Below are 15,721 nucleotides of genomic sequence, written 5' to 3'. Positions count from 1 at the left end.
CGAACGAGATCAGTCACATGGGCCCGGGCGCCCCGGCGACCAGTGGGCGTCAAAGCGATGGGTGACGCCAAGCCAGTGCAGCGTCGCGGCCACAAAGGATTCGAGGGCCGCCACGTAGCGCCGTACCTTGTCCCGCTCGGTTCCGGGAGCGGCCATCGCCGTCAACGAGGCGGCAAGCGCGTGGAAATCTCTGGCTCGGTCATCTCGCATGCCAATGACCTGCTCGCGTGCCGAGGGCAGGGAGCAGCCGCGCTCACGGCCCAGCACGGTCAACAGGTTGTCGCGGTCCTCGCATAGGTCGTCCTCGGCCGAAACCAGGTCATTGGTCCAGCCGGCCACATCGGCCGCGGCCAGACGCAGGGCCCCCATGAGGTCTTCACCGCCGGAAAGGCCGGGCAAGGGCGCGCCGGCGGTGCACTCCAGGATGTCTGCCATGGGCAGGGCGGTAATCGTTCTGCGACGCCGCAGGACGTAGTCGCTGAGTCCCAGCCGAATCTGGTCTGTGCGGTTGGTGGCCTCTTCACGTGTGGCCAGGGCAAAGTCCCGGTAGTCGGCAATGAACCGCTCCCGCCACTGAGCGGACATCCGCGGAGCCGTACGCCGCCACAGGTCATCCAGGGCCTGCTCGACTCCGCGGCCCGATCCTGCCGCGTCGCTGCCGGTGAGCACCTTCAGTAACCGGTTGAACAGCGACGCGACGTCCTCCGCATGGACATCGACCCAGGTACGGTCGAACCGGTCGTCGACCAGACAGATGAACGCCGCCCACTGGGCGGTCAGTTCCAGATCGCCGACGCTCGCCCCCGGCACGGCCAAACCGGCGAATTCACCCAGCCGCATGGCCACCAGACGCTTCTCCTCAAAAGCGCCGGCAACCAGTCCCAGATCCTGTGCCCACGCCAGCACCGCGGCGTTGACCTTCTCAGCCTGGACACCACCCGGGATGCCGCGACAGCCAGGTACGACGCCAGACTCCCCCAGCATCCGAGCTCAGCCCAGAGCCGGCACGACATCGACACGGCCCGCGAGCGTGGCCAGGCTGTCCCCAGCGGGAACCGGCGCCGCACCGAACGCCTGAGAGAACACCGCCGCACCCTCCTGCGTCAGCATCGTGTCGAACGGCTTGCCCTCGACCGAGCCAGGCGAGTTTACGGACGGCATGGTGACCGTCACCTTCGTCATGTCAAGCTCGTACGTGGAGAGGTCAACCGACTGCGCCGCTGCATCTCCCACAGCCGCATCCACCGACATCGACCGCCGCGCCATGTCACCGTGCGCCCCGGTAAAGCGCAGACTGCGCCCGTCCGAGGCCCTGGTGAAGGTCATACCGCCATCCGCCGTCCAGGACCCCGCAGTCAGGTCGAGACTGATCTTGCCCTTCATCGGCCACTGCACACACGGGGCCAGCCCCGAAGAGTCGAGCACAGCAGGAGCGCCAGCCGACACCGCGACTCCGTCATCCGCCAGATGCTGAGCCGCCGCAGAAGACAAGCACCATGTGACCGTCCCGGCAACAGGCATCACAGGTCCCGCAGCGACAGCTGCAGACACGGCAAGGGCGGACAGGGAAGCCAGGGCGGTAGCAATCACAGCACGACGCCGCATGGGCAAGCCTTCCGTCGGAGGACCGCCAGAATTGCCTACAACACTTACAAGACCGGGCGAATGAACGTTTCCGTTCCTGAAGTTCACCTGAAGGCGTGAGACAGCGGCTTCACCGCGGTTCGCACCTGCTGAGCGGCGACAAGAACCCGCACGTCGGTCCGTCTCGCTGAAGGCCGCGCGTGCGGGTTCCCTCCTAACCTCATCCAGGATCCGGGGAACCTGCGCGGCTCCCGTAACCCCGGGCGGAACTGGCGGCCGGGGTGCAGGTCGGGCACGAAGGCGTCTAGGACGACGCTGCGGAAGCGCCGGCGCTGGGCGGGGTGAGGTGCTGGAGGTCAGCGGTGAAGCGGGGGAGGGTCTCGAAGGTGGGCACGGTGGTCTCCTCCGGGCAGCACGACGAAGTCCCCGACGGGTGCCGGGGGCTGCTGTAGGCGGTGCTTCCTTGCGGTGCGCGTTCCTTGGTGTGCGGTGGTGCTTATTGGTGTTGTCCGGGGAGTGGTGTGAGGGCTGCCGGAGAGCGATGACATTTGCTTCCGGCCTGGAGCCGCCTCCCGCCTGACGGGCACCCGAGAAGAAAGTTCGGCCGTTGCTCCCGCCTGGCGGGACGTCTCGCTGATCGGTCTTTTCTTGGCTCCATGACAGCAGATATCAAGGTCATCCGGGCCGGTCAGATGTACAGCTACTACCTGCGTGAGACCGTTGTCGGTGACGGTCGGCGCCCAGCCCGCACGCCGCTGCGCGCCGTCCAGGAGCAGGCCGGTGTCCCGGTCGGGCGATGGATGGGGCGCGGCTTGGCCGTGCTCGGACTGGCGCCGGGTGAGGAAGTCACGGAGAGCCAGTTGCGGAACCTGTTCGGCGAGCGGGGACGCCACCCGTACGCGGACCGGATCGAGGCCGACCTGCTCGCCCAGGGCGCGTCCCCGGAGAAGGCGTTCAAGGCCGGCGCCCTCGGACGCCGCGTGACGGTTACCGGTGTCGATTTCGTGTTCCGGCCGCAGCCGACGATCTACCTGCTGTGGGCGCTGGGGGATGAGGAGACCCGGCGGGTGATCGAGGCCGCGCACGAGCGCGCGATCGAGCGGGTGCTGGAGTGGATCGAGGACGAGGTGGCGGTGATCCGCTACGGCAAGGACGGCATCTACCGGGTGCGGCCGCCCGGCGGTCTGGTCGCCGCGCGCTTCCGCCACTACGAGGCACGCTCCGGGATGCCCTTGCTCCATGACCATCTGATTCTGTCCGTGAAGGGGCAGCGCCTGGACGGGAAGTGGGGGTCGATCCACACCCTGGCCTTGCACGAGAACACCGTGGCCGCCTCAGCGCTCTACAACGAGCTCGTGGCCGCTGAGGTCTGCGAGGAACTCGGGCTCGCGACCGAGCCGCGCACCGTCACCCCGGGGTGCCGGCCCGTGATGGAGATTGCCGGGGTGCCGCACGAGCTGATCCGCTGGACCTCCCGGCGCAGCGACCAGATCGCCGCCTGCCGCGAGGACCTGGAGCACGAGTACGTCACCGCCGTCGACGACGACGGCGAGCTGAAGTTCCTGCCCGTGGTCTCCGAGCGGGCCCGCGCCAAGCTGAACCAGATGGCCGCCCGCAAGACCCGCCCGCCCAGGCAGAAGCCCCGGCCGCTCGCGCAGCTGGGCAAGGAGTGGAAGGAGAGTGCGATCCGCACCTCCGGAGTGGCCGTCGACATCATCAACTCCCTCCTCGAGTACGCCCGCGCCGCGGCTGCCGCGATCCGGGCCCGCGTCGCCGTCGTGGCCGACGTCGCCCTGGCGGCCGTCGACGTCGCCGCGACCGTGTTCGTGATGAACGAAGGCGGCCGCTTTCACCGTCGGCACCTGCTCGCCGAAGCCCGCCGCCACCTCGCTCTCGTCCTGCGCGGCCGCCGCCGCGACCCCGGCCTGGACGACAGAAAGGTGGCCGCCGCCATCTCCACCCACTGCCTGGACATCAGCGAACCGAAGACCGTACGCGGCCTGGAATCCGGTTACCGCCTTTACACCGCCCGGTGGGCGCTGTCCGACCTCCCCGCCCGGCGCCCCCTGGCACCCGCGCCTGGCCCGGACCGGCAGCCCCCGGCAGATCCCGGCGAGCCGGCTGCGCCCCGGCCTCCAGGCCAAGATGCGGGGGAGTGGGAGATACCCCGCCTCCCGCTTCTGTACGAGCGGGCTGTCCTCGCCGTTGCGGTGGTGCGGGAGAAGCTACGCACCACCACTACCGCCGCCGTGCGGGGTCGGGCGTACGACGTCGTCGCACACCAGCAGGCGGCGATGCCCGAGCAACTACTCGCGGCCCCGGCCGCCGACCCCGAGCACGACGACCAGGAGCCGGAGGTCGAACCTCGGGAGGTGGTCGACATGACGGCGCTGCGGGCGCTGAAGGAGTCCCGCACCGACGTGGAGGCCCTCGACCTCACAGCCGAGCGGCTGCGGCATCTCCAGGACGCTTTCGCCACGGCGGCCGACCGAGCCCGCGCCACCATGGACCGCTACGCCGACGGGAAGCACACCGGCGCACCGCACCCGGTGCACGAGGACGACCAGCGCGCGCACCGGCATGCGGACCCGCACCGCGGGACACAAGCTGGCCGATGAGCGCGTACGGCCGCACGGCGAGGAAGATGGACGTAGGGCTCCCCTCCCGTGTTTCCCCCGAGCTGGGACGGGAGCCCGCTCAGCCGGGCCCGGTGCGGCGAACCGCTCGATCACTCGCTTGCGTTGTCACCGTCTGCTTGTGCTTTGTCCTGCTCGGCTTCGGGAGCCTTTGGGGCATTCAAGACCTGTGCCTGCTCATCGCCTTCGTCCACCACTTGCTCACGAACGCTTGGGCGGTACACGACGACGGGCACATCGATCTTGGGGAGCGAGGTGGAGATGTCGAGTTCGGGGAGCGAGGCCGCGATCTGCCGGGCGTGACGGTGCGCGGGGCTGTAGAACGCGGCCTGCACAGCGGCACGGTGCGCGGTATTGGCCATGTTCGCGACACACGGTACGGTCGGTGGGATATCGACGACGGCAAGACGGAAGCCGGTGGGAATCCGGAACGGTCGCGCCACTGTGTGTCTCCGCCCCGCATGGGGTGGCGGCGAGTCAGACCCGTTGCCGTCGTCATGCGCACCACCGAGATGGGACGCGAACTCCCAGAGGAGGCCCTGCCATGGCGCAGCATGTCGCCCAGCCGACTGCCACCACTCCCGCTCTCCCCGCCAAGCTGCCGATCGGCGCGATCGCCCCGTGGGCGGTCTTCTTCGGCATCCTGATGCTGGTCCTGCTGTACTTCGTCGGCGCCGAGCAGGGCGCCACTTCCGTGTTCAGTGGCACGGGCGTCCACGAGTGGGTGCACGACGCCCGCCACCTGCTCGGCTTCCCCTGCCACTGACGCAAGGGACACCGACACCCTCATGAACTCCGCAACGGTAAGAAACCTTCTCGTTCGCGGCATGCTCGCCGGCCTTGTGGCCGGCGTGCTCGCTCTGGTCGTTGCCTACCTTCTCGGCGAGCCGTACGTCGACAAGGCGATCGGCTTCGAGGAGGCGCACTCCCACGAGCACGAGATGGAGGTCGTCTCCCGCTCCCTGCAGTCCACCGCCGGCCTGGCCACCGGTGTCCTCGTCTACGGGGTCGCCTTCGGCGGTATCGCCGCCCTCGCCTACGCCTTCGCGCTCGGCCGCGTCGGCCGCTTCGGCCCCCGCGCGACCGCACTGCTGCTGTCCGGCTGCGCGCTGCTCGCCGTCTACGTCGTGCCGTTCCTGAAGTACCCGGCCAACCCGCCCTCCGTCGGCAACCCGGACACCATCGGCAAGCGGACCACGCTGTACTTCCTGATGATGCTGCTCAGCGTCCTCCTCGCGATCGCCGCCACCATCTTGGGCAAGCGCCTAACGCCCGGCCTGGGCACCTGGTGGTCGACCGTGATCGCGGTGGCCGGCTTCGCGCTCGTGATCGGGCTGGCGTACGCGTTCCTGCCCGTCGTCAACGAGGTGCCGAAGGAGTTCCCGGCCACCCTGCTGTGGCGCTTCCGTCTCTCCGCGCTGGCCATCCAAATCACGCTGTGGACAGGATTCGGCCTGCTCTTCGGCGAGTTGGCAGAACGGCTGCTGAACCCCCAGCCCGCGACGGCCTCCGCCGCGCGACACCCGGTGGCCGCCCCCAACTGACATGAGCCGCCACACGTGCGAGGGCCCGCGGAACCATCCGGGGGCCCTTTCGCGTTCTTCCGACACCCGGTCCGGTGCACGGACATGACGCAACGATCCGACCGACCAGGCCGCGCAGACGGGGACAGCCGAGGCGAGCAGCGGAGGACTCACGTGGCCAGACGCCCCCAGCCCCGCCATATCACCCTCGGCGGCCGGGAGGCCGTCGCCTTGACCTTGGAGGAATACGAGCAGCTGATCGCCAGCCGTCGGCAGATCGGCGGCCAGAGTGCCCGGGCCAGGGTGCTCGCTCAGCAGGCCAAGCGAACGGAGCAACTGCTGCGGTCCCTGGAGACGCTCATCGCGGTACCCGAGGACGGCTGCGCGGTGGCCGAGGTGTCACCGTCGGGCTGCACCGCCTCATGCCGCACCGGCGATGCAGCCGAGCAGGAAGAGACAGAGTGTCTGCACTGCTCGATCGCCGCCCTGCTGCGCCGTCACCGGGAGTCGGCCGAATGACTGGGCCCCTCAGCCGTGGGCGTCCCGCGGACCGAGCGGGTGGCCCACTCGCAGGTTCCAGCGTCCGGTCCTTCCGCTGATCGCGGTCGCCGTGAGCGGCGGCACATCGGCACGCCAGAAAGCCGGCACAGGGGTTCCCAGGACCTGCACCACCACGGCGCGTACGACATCCGGCTCCACCACGGCGACCGTGCGGCCATCCGCCTTGGACGTGCTGTCCAGCCACCGCCCGACGCGCAGGCACAACTCCTGCACCGACTCCCCGCCGTGGGGCGCTGAGGCCGGGTCGGCGAGCCACTGCACTACCGCCTCCGGCTCGGCCGCGGAGACATCGTCGAGTGTGCGGCCCTGCCACCGGCCCACGTGCAGGCCGGCGAGTTCTGCCACAGGCTCGGCATCGCCCAGTCCTAGTGCTGCGGCCGTTTCTCGGCAGCGCATGCTGGGAGAGGTGACGACGCGGGCGGGCGAACGCGGCATCCTGGCCGCCGCCCGGGCCCGTGCAGCGCCGTTGTCGTCGAGCGGGGTTCGGCCGTCGTCGAAGCGGTTCTGACGCAGCGACGGGTTCGTCGCGGGCGAGATAAGGGTTACGCGGCTGGTCACGCGGTTGCTCCTGCCGTCTGAGTCATGGAGTGCAGGTCTCCACCGGGTGGGGCACTTCCCGAGCATGTGCGGAGGCTACCGTGCCGTCGAAAAGGGCGATCTTGCTGTGACTGGTGCCGGGGCGGAGCGAGCACTCCACCCCCGGTCGGTCGTGGGGATCAAGAATGCGGGCAGCCCACTTCTGGCCGTGCGGCCGCGGCGAACAAGCTCTCCAGACAGACACGGCCTCGGGCCAGCCGCGGGTCTGCAGGCTGTCGTCGGGGCCGTCCGGCCGGGTTGGTCTTGAGGCCCGGTTCGCGGGAGCGTGGCTGCTCCTCGGTGCCCGGGATGTGTGGAGAGTGGATGTCACAGACGCCAGGTCCGGCCTCACGCGAGCAAGTGCCCCAGCGCCCTGAGCCAGTCGGGAGGGCAAGCCAGTGCCAGCCACACATCGAGCGGGCGCTGTGCGCGCCGCCTGCTGAGACCTTCCCCCCACGGGTGCGAATCTGCCGGTGGAGCCAGCAGGTTGGCCAGGGGCTCGGCTGCGGTAGGCCTTGGCCTGTGCACCTGGCAGAGTACGACTCGGACATGCGGGCCGGCCGTCGCTGTCGGGAGGTGACGACGTCACACCACCCCACGGCAACACTGTGCTCGGAGACTGATCGGCAGGGGGAGTAAGTGGCTCGGGACGAAGGCGTTGATCGGCAGCTGCAGGCGATCGAGATGGGACTCGGACGCGATGACCCGCGGCTGCATGCCAAGTTGGCGCGGTCTGGTGCGTTGTTTGTGGGTGCACGGCTGGTCGTAGCCGTGGGCGTCCTGGTGCTGGCCGTTGCGGTGCTGATGCAGATGAGCGGACTGGGGATCGGTGCTGTCTACTTTGCTGCCATTTTGATGATCATCGGTGTGACCGAGACGGTCCGGCGGGCCATCCAGTTGACAGGCCTGGTTCTGGAACGTCGTCGACAGCGACGGTGACGTTCCGCTGCCAAATGGTCCCGGGAAGAGGCACGTGTGTGAGCGGATGTTTGACTCGTCATGCAGCGCAGCGCCGACCGGGGACATTTCGGCTGCCGGGTGCGGCCTAATCAGACAGGGGATTCTTAAGAATAAGGTAAGAGCAGTTGGCTTCATAAATGGTGGACATGCGTGCGACCGTTGATCCAGAGTCGACTCGCAGGTTCTCCTGACGGGGGTGTCAGTGTTCTCTGGTTCGACCGACCAGTTTGAAGCGTCATTCAATTTCAGGGCCGGATGGTGTCGCCTGACACTGAGCGTAGGCGGAGAGTCCGCCGTCTACCGGGCTACAGACATCGAGGACGACTTACAACCAGTTTCTTGCGACTCGCTCACGGGTGGCACTGCACCACCTCATGGGTGGCGGCCCGGCCCCCGTGGACGGCGACTGGCCGCGCATGCTGCGGATGGTGCCGGACCTGCGCGACCGCGAGAGCCCCGCAACCTTGACTTTCTTCTTCCAGGCGGTCACCACAGGCAGGGTCCGGCTGCTTCGCCAGGGCCGCACCTCGACCCGGGCCCAGTCGAAGATCCGTTGGCCATTGGCTCCTTCGCCGCAGGAACGGCGTTTCCATTTCTGCCGCGGCAGGCCGGGAAACAGGTCGTGGGCGGGGTGGTCGAGGGCCCAGCGGGTGACGACGGTGTCGTGCCGGGTGGTGGCCATGGCGTGGAAGACGTCCGCCTGCTCCAGCTCGAACCGCCAGCCCTCGCTGTAGCCGTAAGCGGCGTCCGCCGTGACCCAGCCGGACGGGACCCTGTCGGCGATGGCCTTGCGGACCATCACCTTGGCCATGGCCACCTTCGTGGCGAAGGCGACACTGTCGTCGATGCCCGCCTGCCGGCAGCGTTCCCGGTCGTCCGCCCAGGAGGCGGGCAGATACAGACGGCGGTCGATCAGCGTGCGTCCACGACCCGTGGCGTAGGCGAGGAACACGCCGATCTGGCAGTTCTCGGTGCGGCCGGCGGTGCCGGAGTACTGCCTTTGCACGCCGGCCGAACGGGTGCCCTTCTTCAGAAACCCGGTGTCGTCGACGATCAGGACGGCGCCCGGGTCTCCGAGGTGTTCCACGACGTAGTCGCGTACGTCGTCCAGGACCTCATCAGCGCCCAATCGATCTGGTTAAGCAGCCGATGAATACGGTCCGGAGCCGCATGACCTGCCTGTTCGGCAAGTGTCCAGCCGTTCTTCCGCTCCAGCGGAGCAATCAGTCCCCGCATGTAGGCAAGCGCCGTCTCCCGCGGCTTCGTCCTGCTGAACCGATGCACGAACCCGCTCCTGCAACTGGCCCAACTCGTCGACCCACAGCCTGACATCAGCAAGGTCCCCACTCGTAACACCAGACCAACGACCCAGCTGGCCAGCAGTCACCGCATGGACCATTGCAGTACTAGATCGATCAGTTTGGCGGCGATGTCCCCTGTCGTTGCTGAAGGGACGTGATGCCCTCGGCACGGTGGTCATGCTGAGGGCATCACGTGTCCCACGTCGGTCGCTGGGGCCAGTCTCAGTAGCCTGCGTGGACCAGGGTCTCTTCGGTGCCGAGGTGGTTAGCGCGGGTGTCCATGTACATCGTGGTCTCACCGTCGGACCAGCGGATGACGAGGTCGTCGGTGTGGTGATTCCCGGTGAAGTCGCCGGTCGTCATGACCAGATCGTGCTTCCAGAGCTCATTCTTGTTCAGGATGCGCTGCTCCTTGCCGAGGGACGTGCCCGTATTGACGTAGTCGTCGAGCTCGCCGTCGGTCCAGCGGACCATCAGGTCCCACTTCTGGCTGCCCGAGTACTCGCCGGTGGTGAGCAACGTGGCATCCTGCCATGTGCGGTTCTTGGGCTTGAGCTGGTGCTCCTTGCCGAACGTCCCGGCGCTGACCCCGCTGTAGAGGGTCACCTCACCGTCGACCCAGCGCACGATCAGGTCGGTGACGTACTCCGACGAGAAGAAGCGGCCCGCTGAGATCTGGCTCGCGTCCTTCCAAGTGCTCTTGGGCTTCGCCATCTGTGTGCCGGCCCCCTGGAGGCCCTTGGAGCCGACGTCGCCGTAGAGCGTCACCTCGCCGTCGGACCAGCGCACCAGCAGGTCGAACTGGTTGGATCCGGTGAAGTCGCCCGCAGTCATGGTCTTGGCGTGCGGCCAGGTGCCGTTCTTGCGCAGCAGCTGCCGCTCGCTGGTGAACTTACCGTTCCCGTCGCTGTTGTGAAGCGTGACCTCACCGTCGGACCACACCACGATCATGTCGCTGTGTCCCTTGCCGTTGAAGTCGCCCGACGCCATCAGGTTGGCGTGCTTCCATGTCGAGCCGGCGCCCATGGTGTAGGGCAGCGGCGGCTGCTGGTAGGGGCCGTAGTCAGGGATGTCGCTGCCCTTCTGGGCATCGTCGTAGAGCCGGAAGAAGCGGTCACCGTGCAGCGGACTGTAGGTGATCTCGTTGTACCGCGGATCCGAGTGGTCCTCGATGTCGGGGCCGCCCTGGAGGAATCCGCCCACGTTGCCGATGATCGTGCCGGTGTTCCCGGAGGCGTCCAGATGGGAGAAGAACGGCCCGCCGGAGACTCCGCCCCACATGCCACCGCAGAAGATCTGCATCTGGTAGTAGCCCGACAGCGCGGTCGTGTAGATGTTGGAGCAGCGGATCGGCGTGTCCTGCGGGTTGTGCGCGAACCCGGGGTAGCCGATGACGGTCACCCTGTTGGCGTAGCCGGGCGTACGGGCCAGGGTGTTGGCGCCTCCCACGACGTCCTGGACCTTCTTGCCGCCGTTCGGCTTCAGGCTCGCGAAGGCGTAGTCCAGATCCGAGTTCTTGCTCTTGTCCGAGGCGTACTTCTTGTCCCGGAACCACTTATCTATCGCCCAGACCCCGAGTGGCTGCTTCGCGGCGGTCTTGCCGTGGTCGTACATGGGCACGAACATGGACTTCGAGCCGACACAGTGCCCCGCGGTCAGGATCAGGTTGTGCCCCCCGCTGCGCACAACACTGGCCGTACAGCGGTGACCCTTCAGACCCTTGTCCGTACTGAAGATCGTGCCGACGGACTTGATGCCTTTGAAGTGCTGGCCGGTGATGCCGACGACGGAGTGCTGCTGCCCCACTGCTGGCAGGCCCTTCGGCGGCGCGGGACGGCCGGCGGGGTCGGTGGCCGCGGCCATGCGCTCGGGAGTCCAGAAGCGCATGGCGGCCTCGGCAGTCCAGTCGTCGCCGGAGGCCGTCACCTGCGTGTCCGAGGCCGACGACTTCGCCGAGGGCTTGGCCGACGGGCTGGCGGAGGCTGTGGGCATGTGACTGGCCGGCGGTTTCGGTGCCGGACTGGTGCTCTGCGGGAACCCCGACGCGGTCGGCGTGGGACTGCCGGGCACAGGGGTCGCGGTACCGGCCTGAGCCGCTGCGGTGTTGCCCCACAGCACCACGGCGCTCAGCGCCGCGACAGCCCCGAGACGTATTCGTTTATCGAGCAATTCAGGTCTCTCCAAGAAGCAGGCCGCACAGCACGCGAACCCCAAGGGCCAAGCCACCTGCCAGCAGAAGGCAGGCGGGTCACTGTTATGGAGCCCGACGCTCGGTCTTCGCCGCCGGCCTGCGCGCGGTCACAGCGCGCAACAGCGCACCCCCGTGTGTCCCCCGTGCCGCCGTACGGCGGCTGTCAGTCGACCGTGGTGAGCGGTCTCACCCGCCATGATCGCACGGTCGGCGTCCGGAGGCACACAGTTACCGAGCTTCAAAGCGTGGTGTGGGCAGGGGCTGCCGGCCGGTGAAACCGTGCGGTATGCCGACTGCATGAGGTAGGCGCAAGGGGGCGGGCTGACCACCGAGCGGCGAGCCTTCCGTGAGAAGTCTGGGACGACTTGAACACCCACCTCACGGCCGGAATGCGCCGCTACATCGCCGAGCGGAACTGGCTCACTGTCTACCAACTACCGCTCTGCGCACCGGGCCTCCATCCGGTCGAAGGCATCTGGTCGGTGCTGCGGCGCACCACCACAGCCAACCGCGCGTTCGCCGGCCCGCAAGACCTGATCACCGCCGTGCGGCGGGGCCTACGCCAGCTCCAGTACCGTCACGACGTCCTCGGCGGCTGCCTCACAGGAACCGGACGCGCGCTCACCCGACGATGACGACATCACGCCGAAGGCCAGTGACTGACCCGTCTCAGTGCATTCGGGGCGCACCCAGCTTCGGGTCATTGGGGCCGCAGACCTGCGCCCGCACGTGCTTTCCCTTCGCGTCGGTCAGGTGCACAGGGGTGCCGTAGTCGTGCGCGGCCCGGTGCGGTGGCGTCACGGAGACGCGGGGGTCGAGTTCGGCCGAGAGCTCGCAGTCCCCGGGCGAGGACCCGATCGGGTCGTAGAAGACCGGGAACTCGATGCGGTGGCCCGGGTTCAGCACAAGGTGAACCGGGGTAGAGGTCTTCGGCTTCGACTCGGCCGATGGACCCTTGCCAGCCCAGATATCGAGCTGCGGGTACCCGTCGAAGGCACAGGGCTTGGGTCCTTTGTGCGTTGCAGTGAGCGTCGCCGCCGGAGTGTTGTGCGGCTTGCCCGGCAGCAGGCTCATCTTCCAGTCCAACTGGGGCGTTGCACACACGGCTGGACGAGCGTCCGACGAGCCCTTGCTCGGCTGGGCGGCGCTGTGGTAGTTGTCACAGGCCACGGCGCCCAGCAGCACCATGAGGCTGAGCGTGGAGACCGCGACTGGCCGCCTTGACATGGGAGTTCCCCTCGGTGAAGCACCCCTGCGGGACCCGGTGTCACCGCTTCCACCTCACCGCACAGGGAGATGCGCGCCCTGCCTATGAGGTTCCGTGACGTGGACGCCGGGTCCCGCGAAGCTGAACACGGCTGACTCGGCGGTGGCTACTTGTAGGGCCGGGATGCCGCCCGCGCCTGCGGGCACCGGTGCCGGGCCGGCGGGGCGCGGTCCGGGCGGCCAGGGCGGTGGGCCGTGAGGCGGTCCCGGCCGGTTCCGCGGACGACCGGTGTCCCCGGAAAGGACTCGGCCAGAAGGCGAAGACAGATGCCCCTTCAGCGTCCTTCAGGCACGAATTGCCGTACGTGTGGGCGTAGTCCACGTGCTTGCCGCGCCATACGCCCTGCGCGGTGACCACGACCGGGCGGTACTCCTTGGTGCAGTACACCGGCGGCCCGGCGTGCGGGCCGAGCGTGTCGAAGTCCCCATCCAGCAGGGCAAGTTCCGCACAGGCCGTCCGCACGTCAGGGTGGGTTCCGGAGGCGGTGGGTGCACAGCTCATGGTGACGGCACGCTCAGGCACCGTCTCGGCGGCGTTCTCGCCGTGGCCGACGGTCAGAACCAATGCGGAAGGGGCGTACAGCGAGAAGGGAGCGCTGTGCGCGGGAGTACTCGAAAGTCCCGACAGGGCCGTGGTGAGCAGAGCGCTTGCCGTTGCCCAGCGTGTCACCGGTCGCATCGTGCTTCTCCTTCGATTGACGCGGTCGGTCGCGCTGACGTGCTCGCCGCTGCCCCCCGTCTCCGGCGGATGACTCTGCGCGGGTCATCGGCCGGCTGCGGCGCGCTTCAAACTGTCAGCAGGACCAGCACTCCGACCAGGGACCAAAGGGCACCAGCCCCGACCCTCGAATCCAAGATCGCAGCGACAGGCCCTAGCTTGCACCGCCGGTGAGTGATCCGGGAGTCCTGCGCTCTCCGGGACACGATCGTGCGCGCCGGCCAGTGCTCGAAAAGGCTGCGCTGATCTATGAGCGCGCACGGACCACGAAAGTTGAGTCACACCCCGTTCTCGCGTGCCGCAGCCAACCGGCCCTCCTGAACGAGCACTTACGAAGGTTCTTCTGCGCCAACGTGCAACCTTTCGGCCCCCCTACTGGTCTCTTGTTCGGTGGACCCCGCGCGTCACTCGGGAGACGTTCAGTGAACGACGTGGGGCCCCGCGAACCAGCGGCCGCGCACCCTGTTCGCCCGCCGATTGAGCCGCCTGCCTGCGCGATCACAAGGAGCCCCGACACTCATGCCCGTCCGCACAACGGTTTCGCTCGCCACCTTCGTGGTAGCGGGTCTCGTCCCCCTCTCTCTGCCCGTCGCGGCAGCGAACGCCGCGCCCGCGCGGCACGGCGACGACTTCAACGGCGACGGGTACCGCGACTACGCGTACTCGAGCTTCAGCGCAAGAGGGGGCGGCGGTGTCACCGTGGTCTTCGGCACTGCCACCGGGCCCGGCCCCAAGCAGCAGCGCATCACTCAGGCGAGCCCTGGCGTGCCCGGATCCGACGAGGCCGACGACATGTTCGGCGAGGTGCGGGCCGCCGCGGATTTCGACGGAGACGGTTACGGCGACCTCGCGGTGGCAGCGACCGGCGAGAACCATTCTCAGGGCGCCGTGACGATCCTGTGGGGGTCCCCCTCCGGCCTGTCCACGGGTACGGCTCTCCCGAACAAGAACCCGGGTCGCAACAACTACATGGGCAAGGACCTGGCGACCGGCGACTTCAATGCGGACGGCAAGCAGGACCTGGCCGTCATCAACGAGTCCATGACCTACGTCTACCGCGGCCCCTTCAAGCGCACCGGTACCACCGGTACCGTGACCAAGCTCGACAAGACGTCGTCCTTCTACGCCACCGCGCTGATCTCCGGCAAGGTCAACGGCGACAAGAAAACCGACCTCGCGATCATCGGTGACGTGGTCAGCCGCGAATACATCGCGTCCGACGTCTGGTTCATCAAGGGAGGCGCGAGCTCACTCACCCCGGGCACAAGCCTCCGCCTGGAGTCGGAATCCGGCAACGGCGGCAGCTCCGAACGCGGCGGCGACGGTGTCATCGCCGACTTCAACAAGGACGGCTACGGCGACATCGCCGTCGGCACACCCCTCTACTCGAAGCACAAAGGCCGAGTCAGCGTCTGGTACGGCTCGTCCGCCGGCCCGTCCCGGAGCACCCGCCTCACCCAGTCGACCAGTGGCGTCACCGGATCTCCCGAGAACTGGGACGAATTCGGCTCATCCATTTCGGCGGGTGACGTCAACGGCGACGGCTACGCGGATCTCGCAGTCGGCGTGCCGGGCGAGGAGATCGATAGCCACGACTACGCGGGCGGCGTGCACATCTTCAAGGGGCGGGCGGGCGGCCTGCCCGGTGCCGGCTCACAGTGGTTCGCCCGCAACACCCGAGGCGTCCCGGGTGCGTTGACGGCCGACGAGCAGTTCGGTGGCCTGGTACGGCTGCGTGACACGGACGGTGACGGAACGGCCGACCTGTACGTGAGCGGTGCCAGCGCTCTGCGGCTGCCCGGTTCAGCTGGCGGCATCACCACCGCGGGCGCGACGGAATACCACGCGGCACCCATCGACAGCTTCCTGCAGTGATGTGGCCTAGCTGACTCGTGTGGCTGCACCAGCTGCTCCCGGGCCTCGCTGATCAACTGCTCGATTCGAAAGCGGTGTTCGGCGTCCACCGTGGTCCGCCACCGGGTGGCCGAGCCGCCCGACCGCTGCTCGGCCGCCGTGCGCGCAGCTGGCCGGCCATCGTGGCGGGCTGCTGCTCCCGCCTCAGCCGCCACGGATCGTCCCATCCCGGCGGCCCGGCCTCGCGGCGGCGGGGGCGCACCAGCGCCCCCGTGAAGCCGTGCAGAGGGCTGTCGTGGTCGGCGGCGATCTCAGGTCCCAGCCAGGCGCGGCCCACCCGCTCGCCCATCCGGCGGCAGAACGCATCGTCAGCGCCCCGCGCCCGAGGCCGCGTCCCCCCCGCTTGCCTGCCAGGCCAGCTCGGCCGTCTCCGACTCCAGCAGCGCCTGCGCCACCGCCACCACCTCAGGGAAGATCGCCGCATCCCGGCCCACGATCCGCCACCACTGAAGCCGGCGAACCGCGTTGCCGCCCGCCAGCCGGTGCAGGCG

Annotated in this window: 12 protein-coding genes, 3 pseudogenes and 1 riboswitch; of the genes and pseudogenes, 7 read left to right on the top strand and 8 right to left on the bottom strand. The window is 68.4% G+C overall.

Annotated features, from left to right (window positions below):
• Positions 1-9: 9 nt before the first annotated feature.
• A complete protein-coding gene (locus ACGFT1_RS30845) occupies positions 10-984 on the bottom strand; it encodes a hypothetical protein (protein ID WP_373912271.1) in 975 nt (324 codons plus the stop codon).
• 6 nt (positions 985-990) lie between these two features.
• Complete coding sequence (locus tag ACGFT1_RS30840; protein WP_373912270.1) at positions 991-1,383, bottom strand: hypothetical protein; 393 nt, start codon at positions 1,381-1,383, stop codon at positions 991-993.
• Between the two features lie 857 nt (positions 1,384-2,240).
• Here ACGFT1_RS30840 and mobF point away from each other — a divergent pair.
• Positions 2,241-4,202: a MobF family relaxase gene (gene mobF, locus ACGFT1_RS30835; RefSeq protein WP_373912269.1), complete on the top strand. Its 1,962-nt coding sequence runs from the start codon at positions 2,241-2,243 to the stop codon at positions 4,200-4,202.
• Positions 4,203-4,312: 110 nt separating this feature from the next.
• On the opposite strand, the gene ACGFT1_RS30830 is transcribed toward mobF, so the two are convergent.
• Entirely contained in the window at positions 4,313-4,582 is a 270-nt protein-coding gene (locus tag ACGFT1_RS30830; RefSeq protein ID WP_373912268.1) for a hypothetical protein, read from the bottom strand.
• A riboswitch (cobalamin riboswitch) is annotated at positions 4,578-4,729 on the top strand. Its footprint overlaps the gene before it by 5 nt.
• Positions 4,730-4,764: 35 nt before the next feature.
• Between ACGFT1_RS30830 and ACGFT1_RS30825 the strand changes: the two genes are divergently transcribed.
• From ACGFT1_RS30825 to ACGFT1_RS30815, 3 genes are all read left to right on the top strand, one after another.
• A complete protein-coding gene (locus tag ACGFT1_RS30825) occupies positions 4,765-4,986 on the top strand; it encodes a CbtB-domain containing protein (protein ID WP_373912267.1) in 222 nt (73 codons plus the stop codon).
• A gap of 22 nt (positions 4,987-5,008) precedes the next feature.
• Positions 5,009-5,764 (top strand): CbtA family protein, encoded by a 756-nt coding sequence (locus tag ACGFT1_RS30820; protein ID WP_373912266.1) that lies wholly within the window; start codon positions 5,009-5,011, stop codon positions 5,762-5,764.
• Between the two features lie 153 nt (positions 5,765-5,917).
• Complete coding sequence (locus ACGFT1_RS30815) at positions 5,918-6,262, top strand: hypothetical protein (RefSeq protein ID WP_373912265.1); 345 nt, start codon at positions 5,918-5,920, stop codon at positions 6,260-6,262.
• Between the two features lie 9 nt (positions 6,263-6,271).
• Here ACGFT1_RS30815 and ACGFT1_RS30810 read toward each other — a convergent pair whose 3' ends face one another.
• Positions 6,272-6,862 carry a histidine phosphatase family protein gene (locus ACGFT1_RS30810; protein WP_373912264.1) on the bottom strand — a complete coding sequence of 197 codons (591 nt, stop codon included), beginning with the start codon at positions 6,860-6,862 and terminating at the stop codon, positions 6,272-6,274.
• Between the two features lie 657 nt (positions 6,863-7,519).
• On the opposite strand from ACGFT1_RS30810, the gene ACGFT1_RS30805 reads away from it, so the two are divergent.
• Complete coding sequence (locus tag ACGFT1_RS30805) at positions 7,520-7,819, top strand: hypothetical protein (protein WP_373912263.1); 300 nt, start codon at positions 7,520-7,522, stop codon at positions 7,817-7,819.
• Between the two features lie 535 nt (positions 7,820-8,354).
• Here ACGFT1_RS30805 and ACGFT1_RS30800 read toward each other — a convergent pair.
• Both ACGFT1_RS30800 and ACGFT1_RS30795 read right to left on the bottom strand, forming a co-directional pair.
• Positions 8,355-9,239 (bottom strand): annotated as a pseudogene (locus ACGFT1_RS30800) (IS701 family transposase); the annotation flags it as partial.
• 124 nt (positions 9,240-9,363) lie between these two features.
• The gene (locus tag ACGFT1_RS30795) at positions 9,364-11,133 is read right to left on the bottom strand and encodes an FG-GAP-like repeat-containing protein (protein ID WP_373912262.1); all 1,770 of its coding nucleotides are present in this window, start codon (positions 11,131-11,133) and stop codon (positions 9,364-9,366) included.
• Between the two features lie 552 nt (positions 11,134-11,685).
• On the opposite strand from ACGFT1_RS30795, the pseudogene ACGFT1_RS30790 reads away from it, so the two are divergent.
• A pseudogene (locus ACGFT1_RS30790) lies at positions 11,686-11,967 on the top strand (DDE endonuclease); the annotation flags it as partial.
• A gap of 34 nt (positions 11,968-12,001) precedes the next feature.
• Here ACGFT1_RS30790 and ACGFT1_RS30785 read toward each other — a convergent pair.
• Together ACGFT1_RS30785 and ACGFT1_RS30780 are read right to left on the bottom strand one after the other, a co-directional pair.
• Entirely contained in the window at positions 12,002-12,520 is a 519-nt protein-coding gene (locus ACGFT1_RS30785; protein WP_373912261.1) for a DUF4232 domain-containing protein, read from the bottom strand.
• Between the two features lie 331 nt (positions 12,521-12,851).
• Positions 12,852-13,277, bottom strand: a pseudogene (locus ACGFT1_RS30780) (subtilase-type protease inhibitor); the annotation flags it as partial.
• Positions 13,278-13,835: 558 nt separating this feature from the next.
• Here ACGFT1_RS30780 and ACGFT1_RS30775 point away from each other — a divergent pair.
• On the top strand, positions 13,836-15,191 hold the full coding sequence (locus ACGFT1_RS30775) for an FG-GAP and VCBS repeat-containing protein (RefSeq protein ID WP_373912260.1): 1,356 nt from the start codon (positions 13,836-13,838) through the stop codon (positions 15,189-15,191).
• Positions 15,192-15,721 lie beyond the last annotated feature (530 nt).

This window comes from Streptomyces sp. Y20 (assembly GCF_043195475.1).
GTDB lineage: Bacteria > Actinomycetota > Actinomycetes > Streptomycetales > Streptomycetaceae > Streptomyces.
This window is presented reverse-complemented; position numbering and strand designations above follow the sequence as displayed.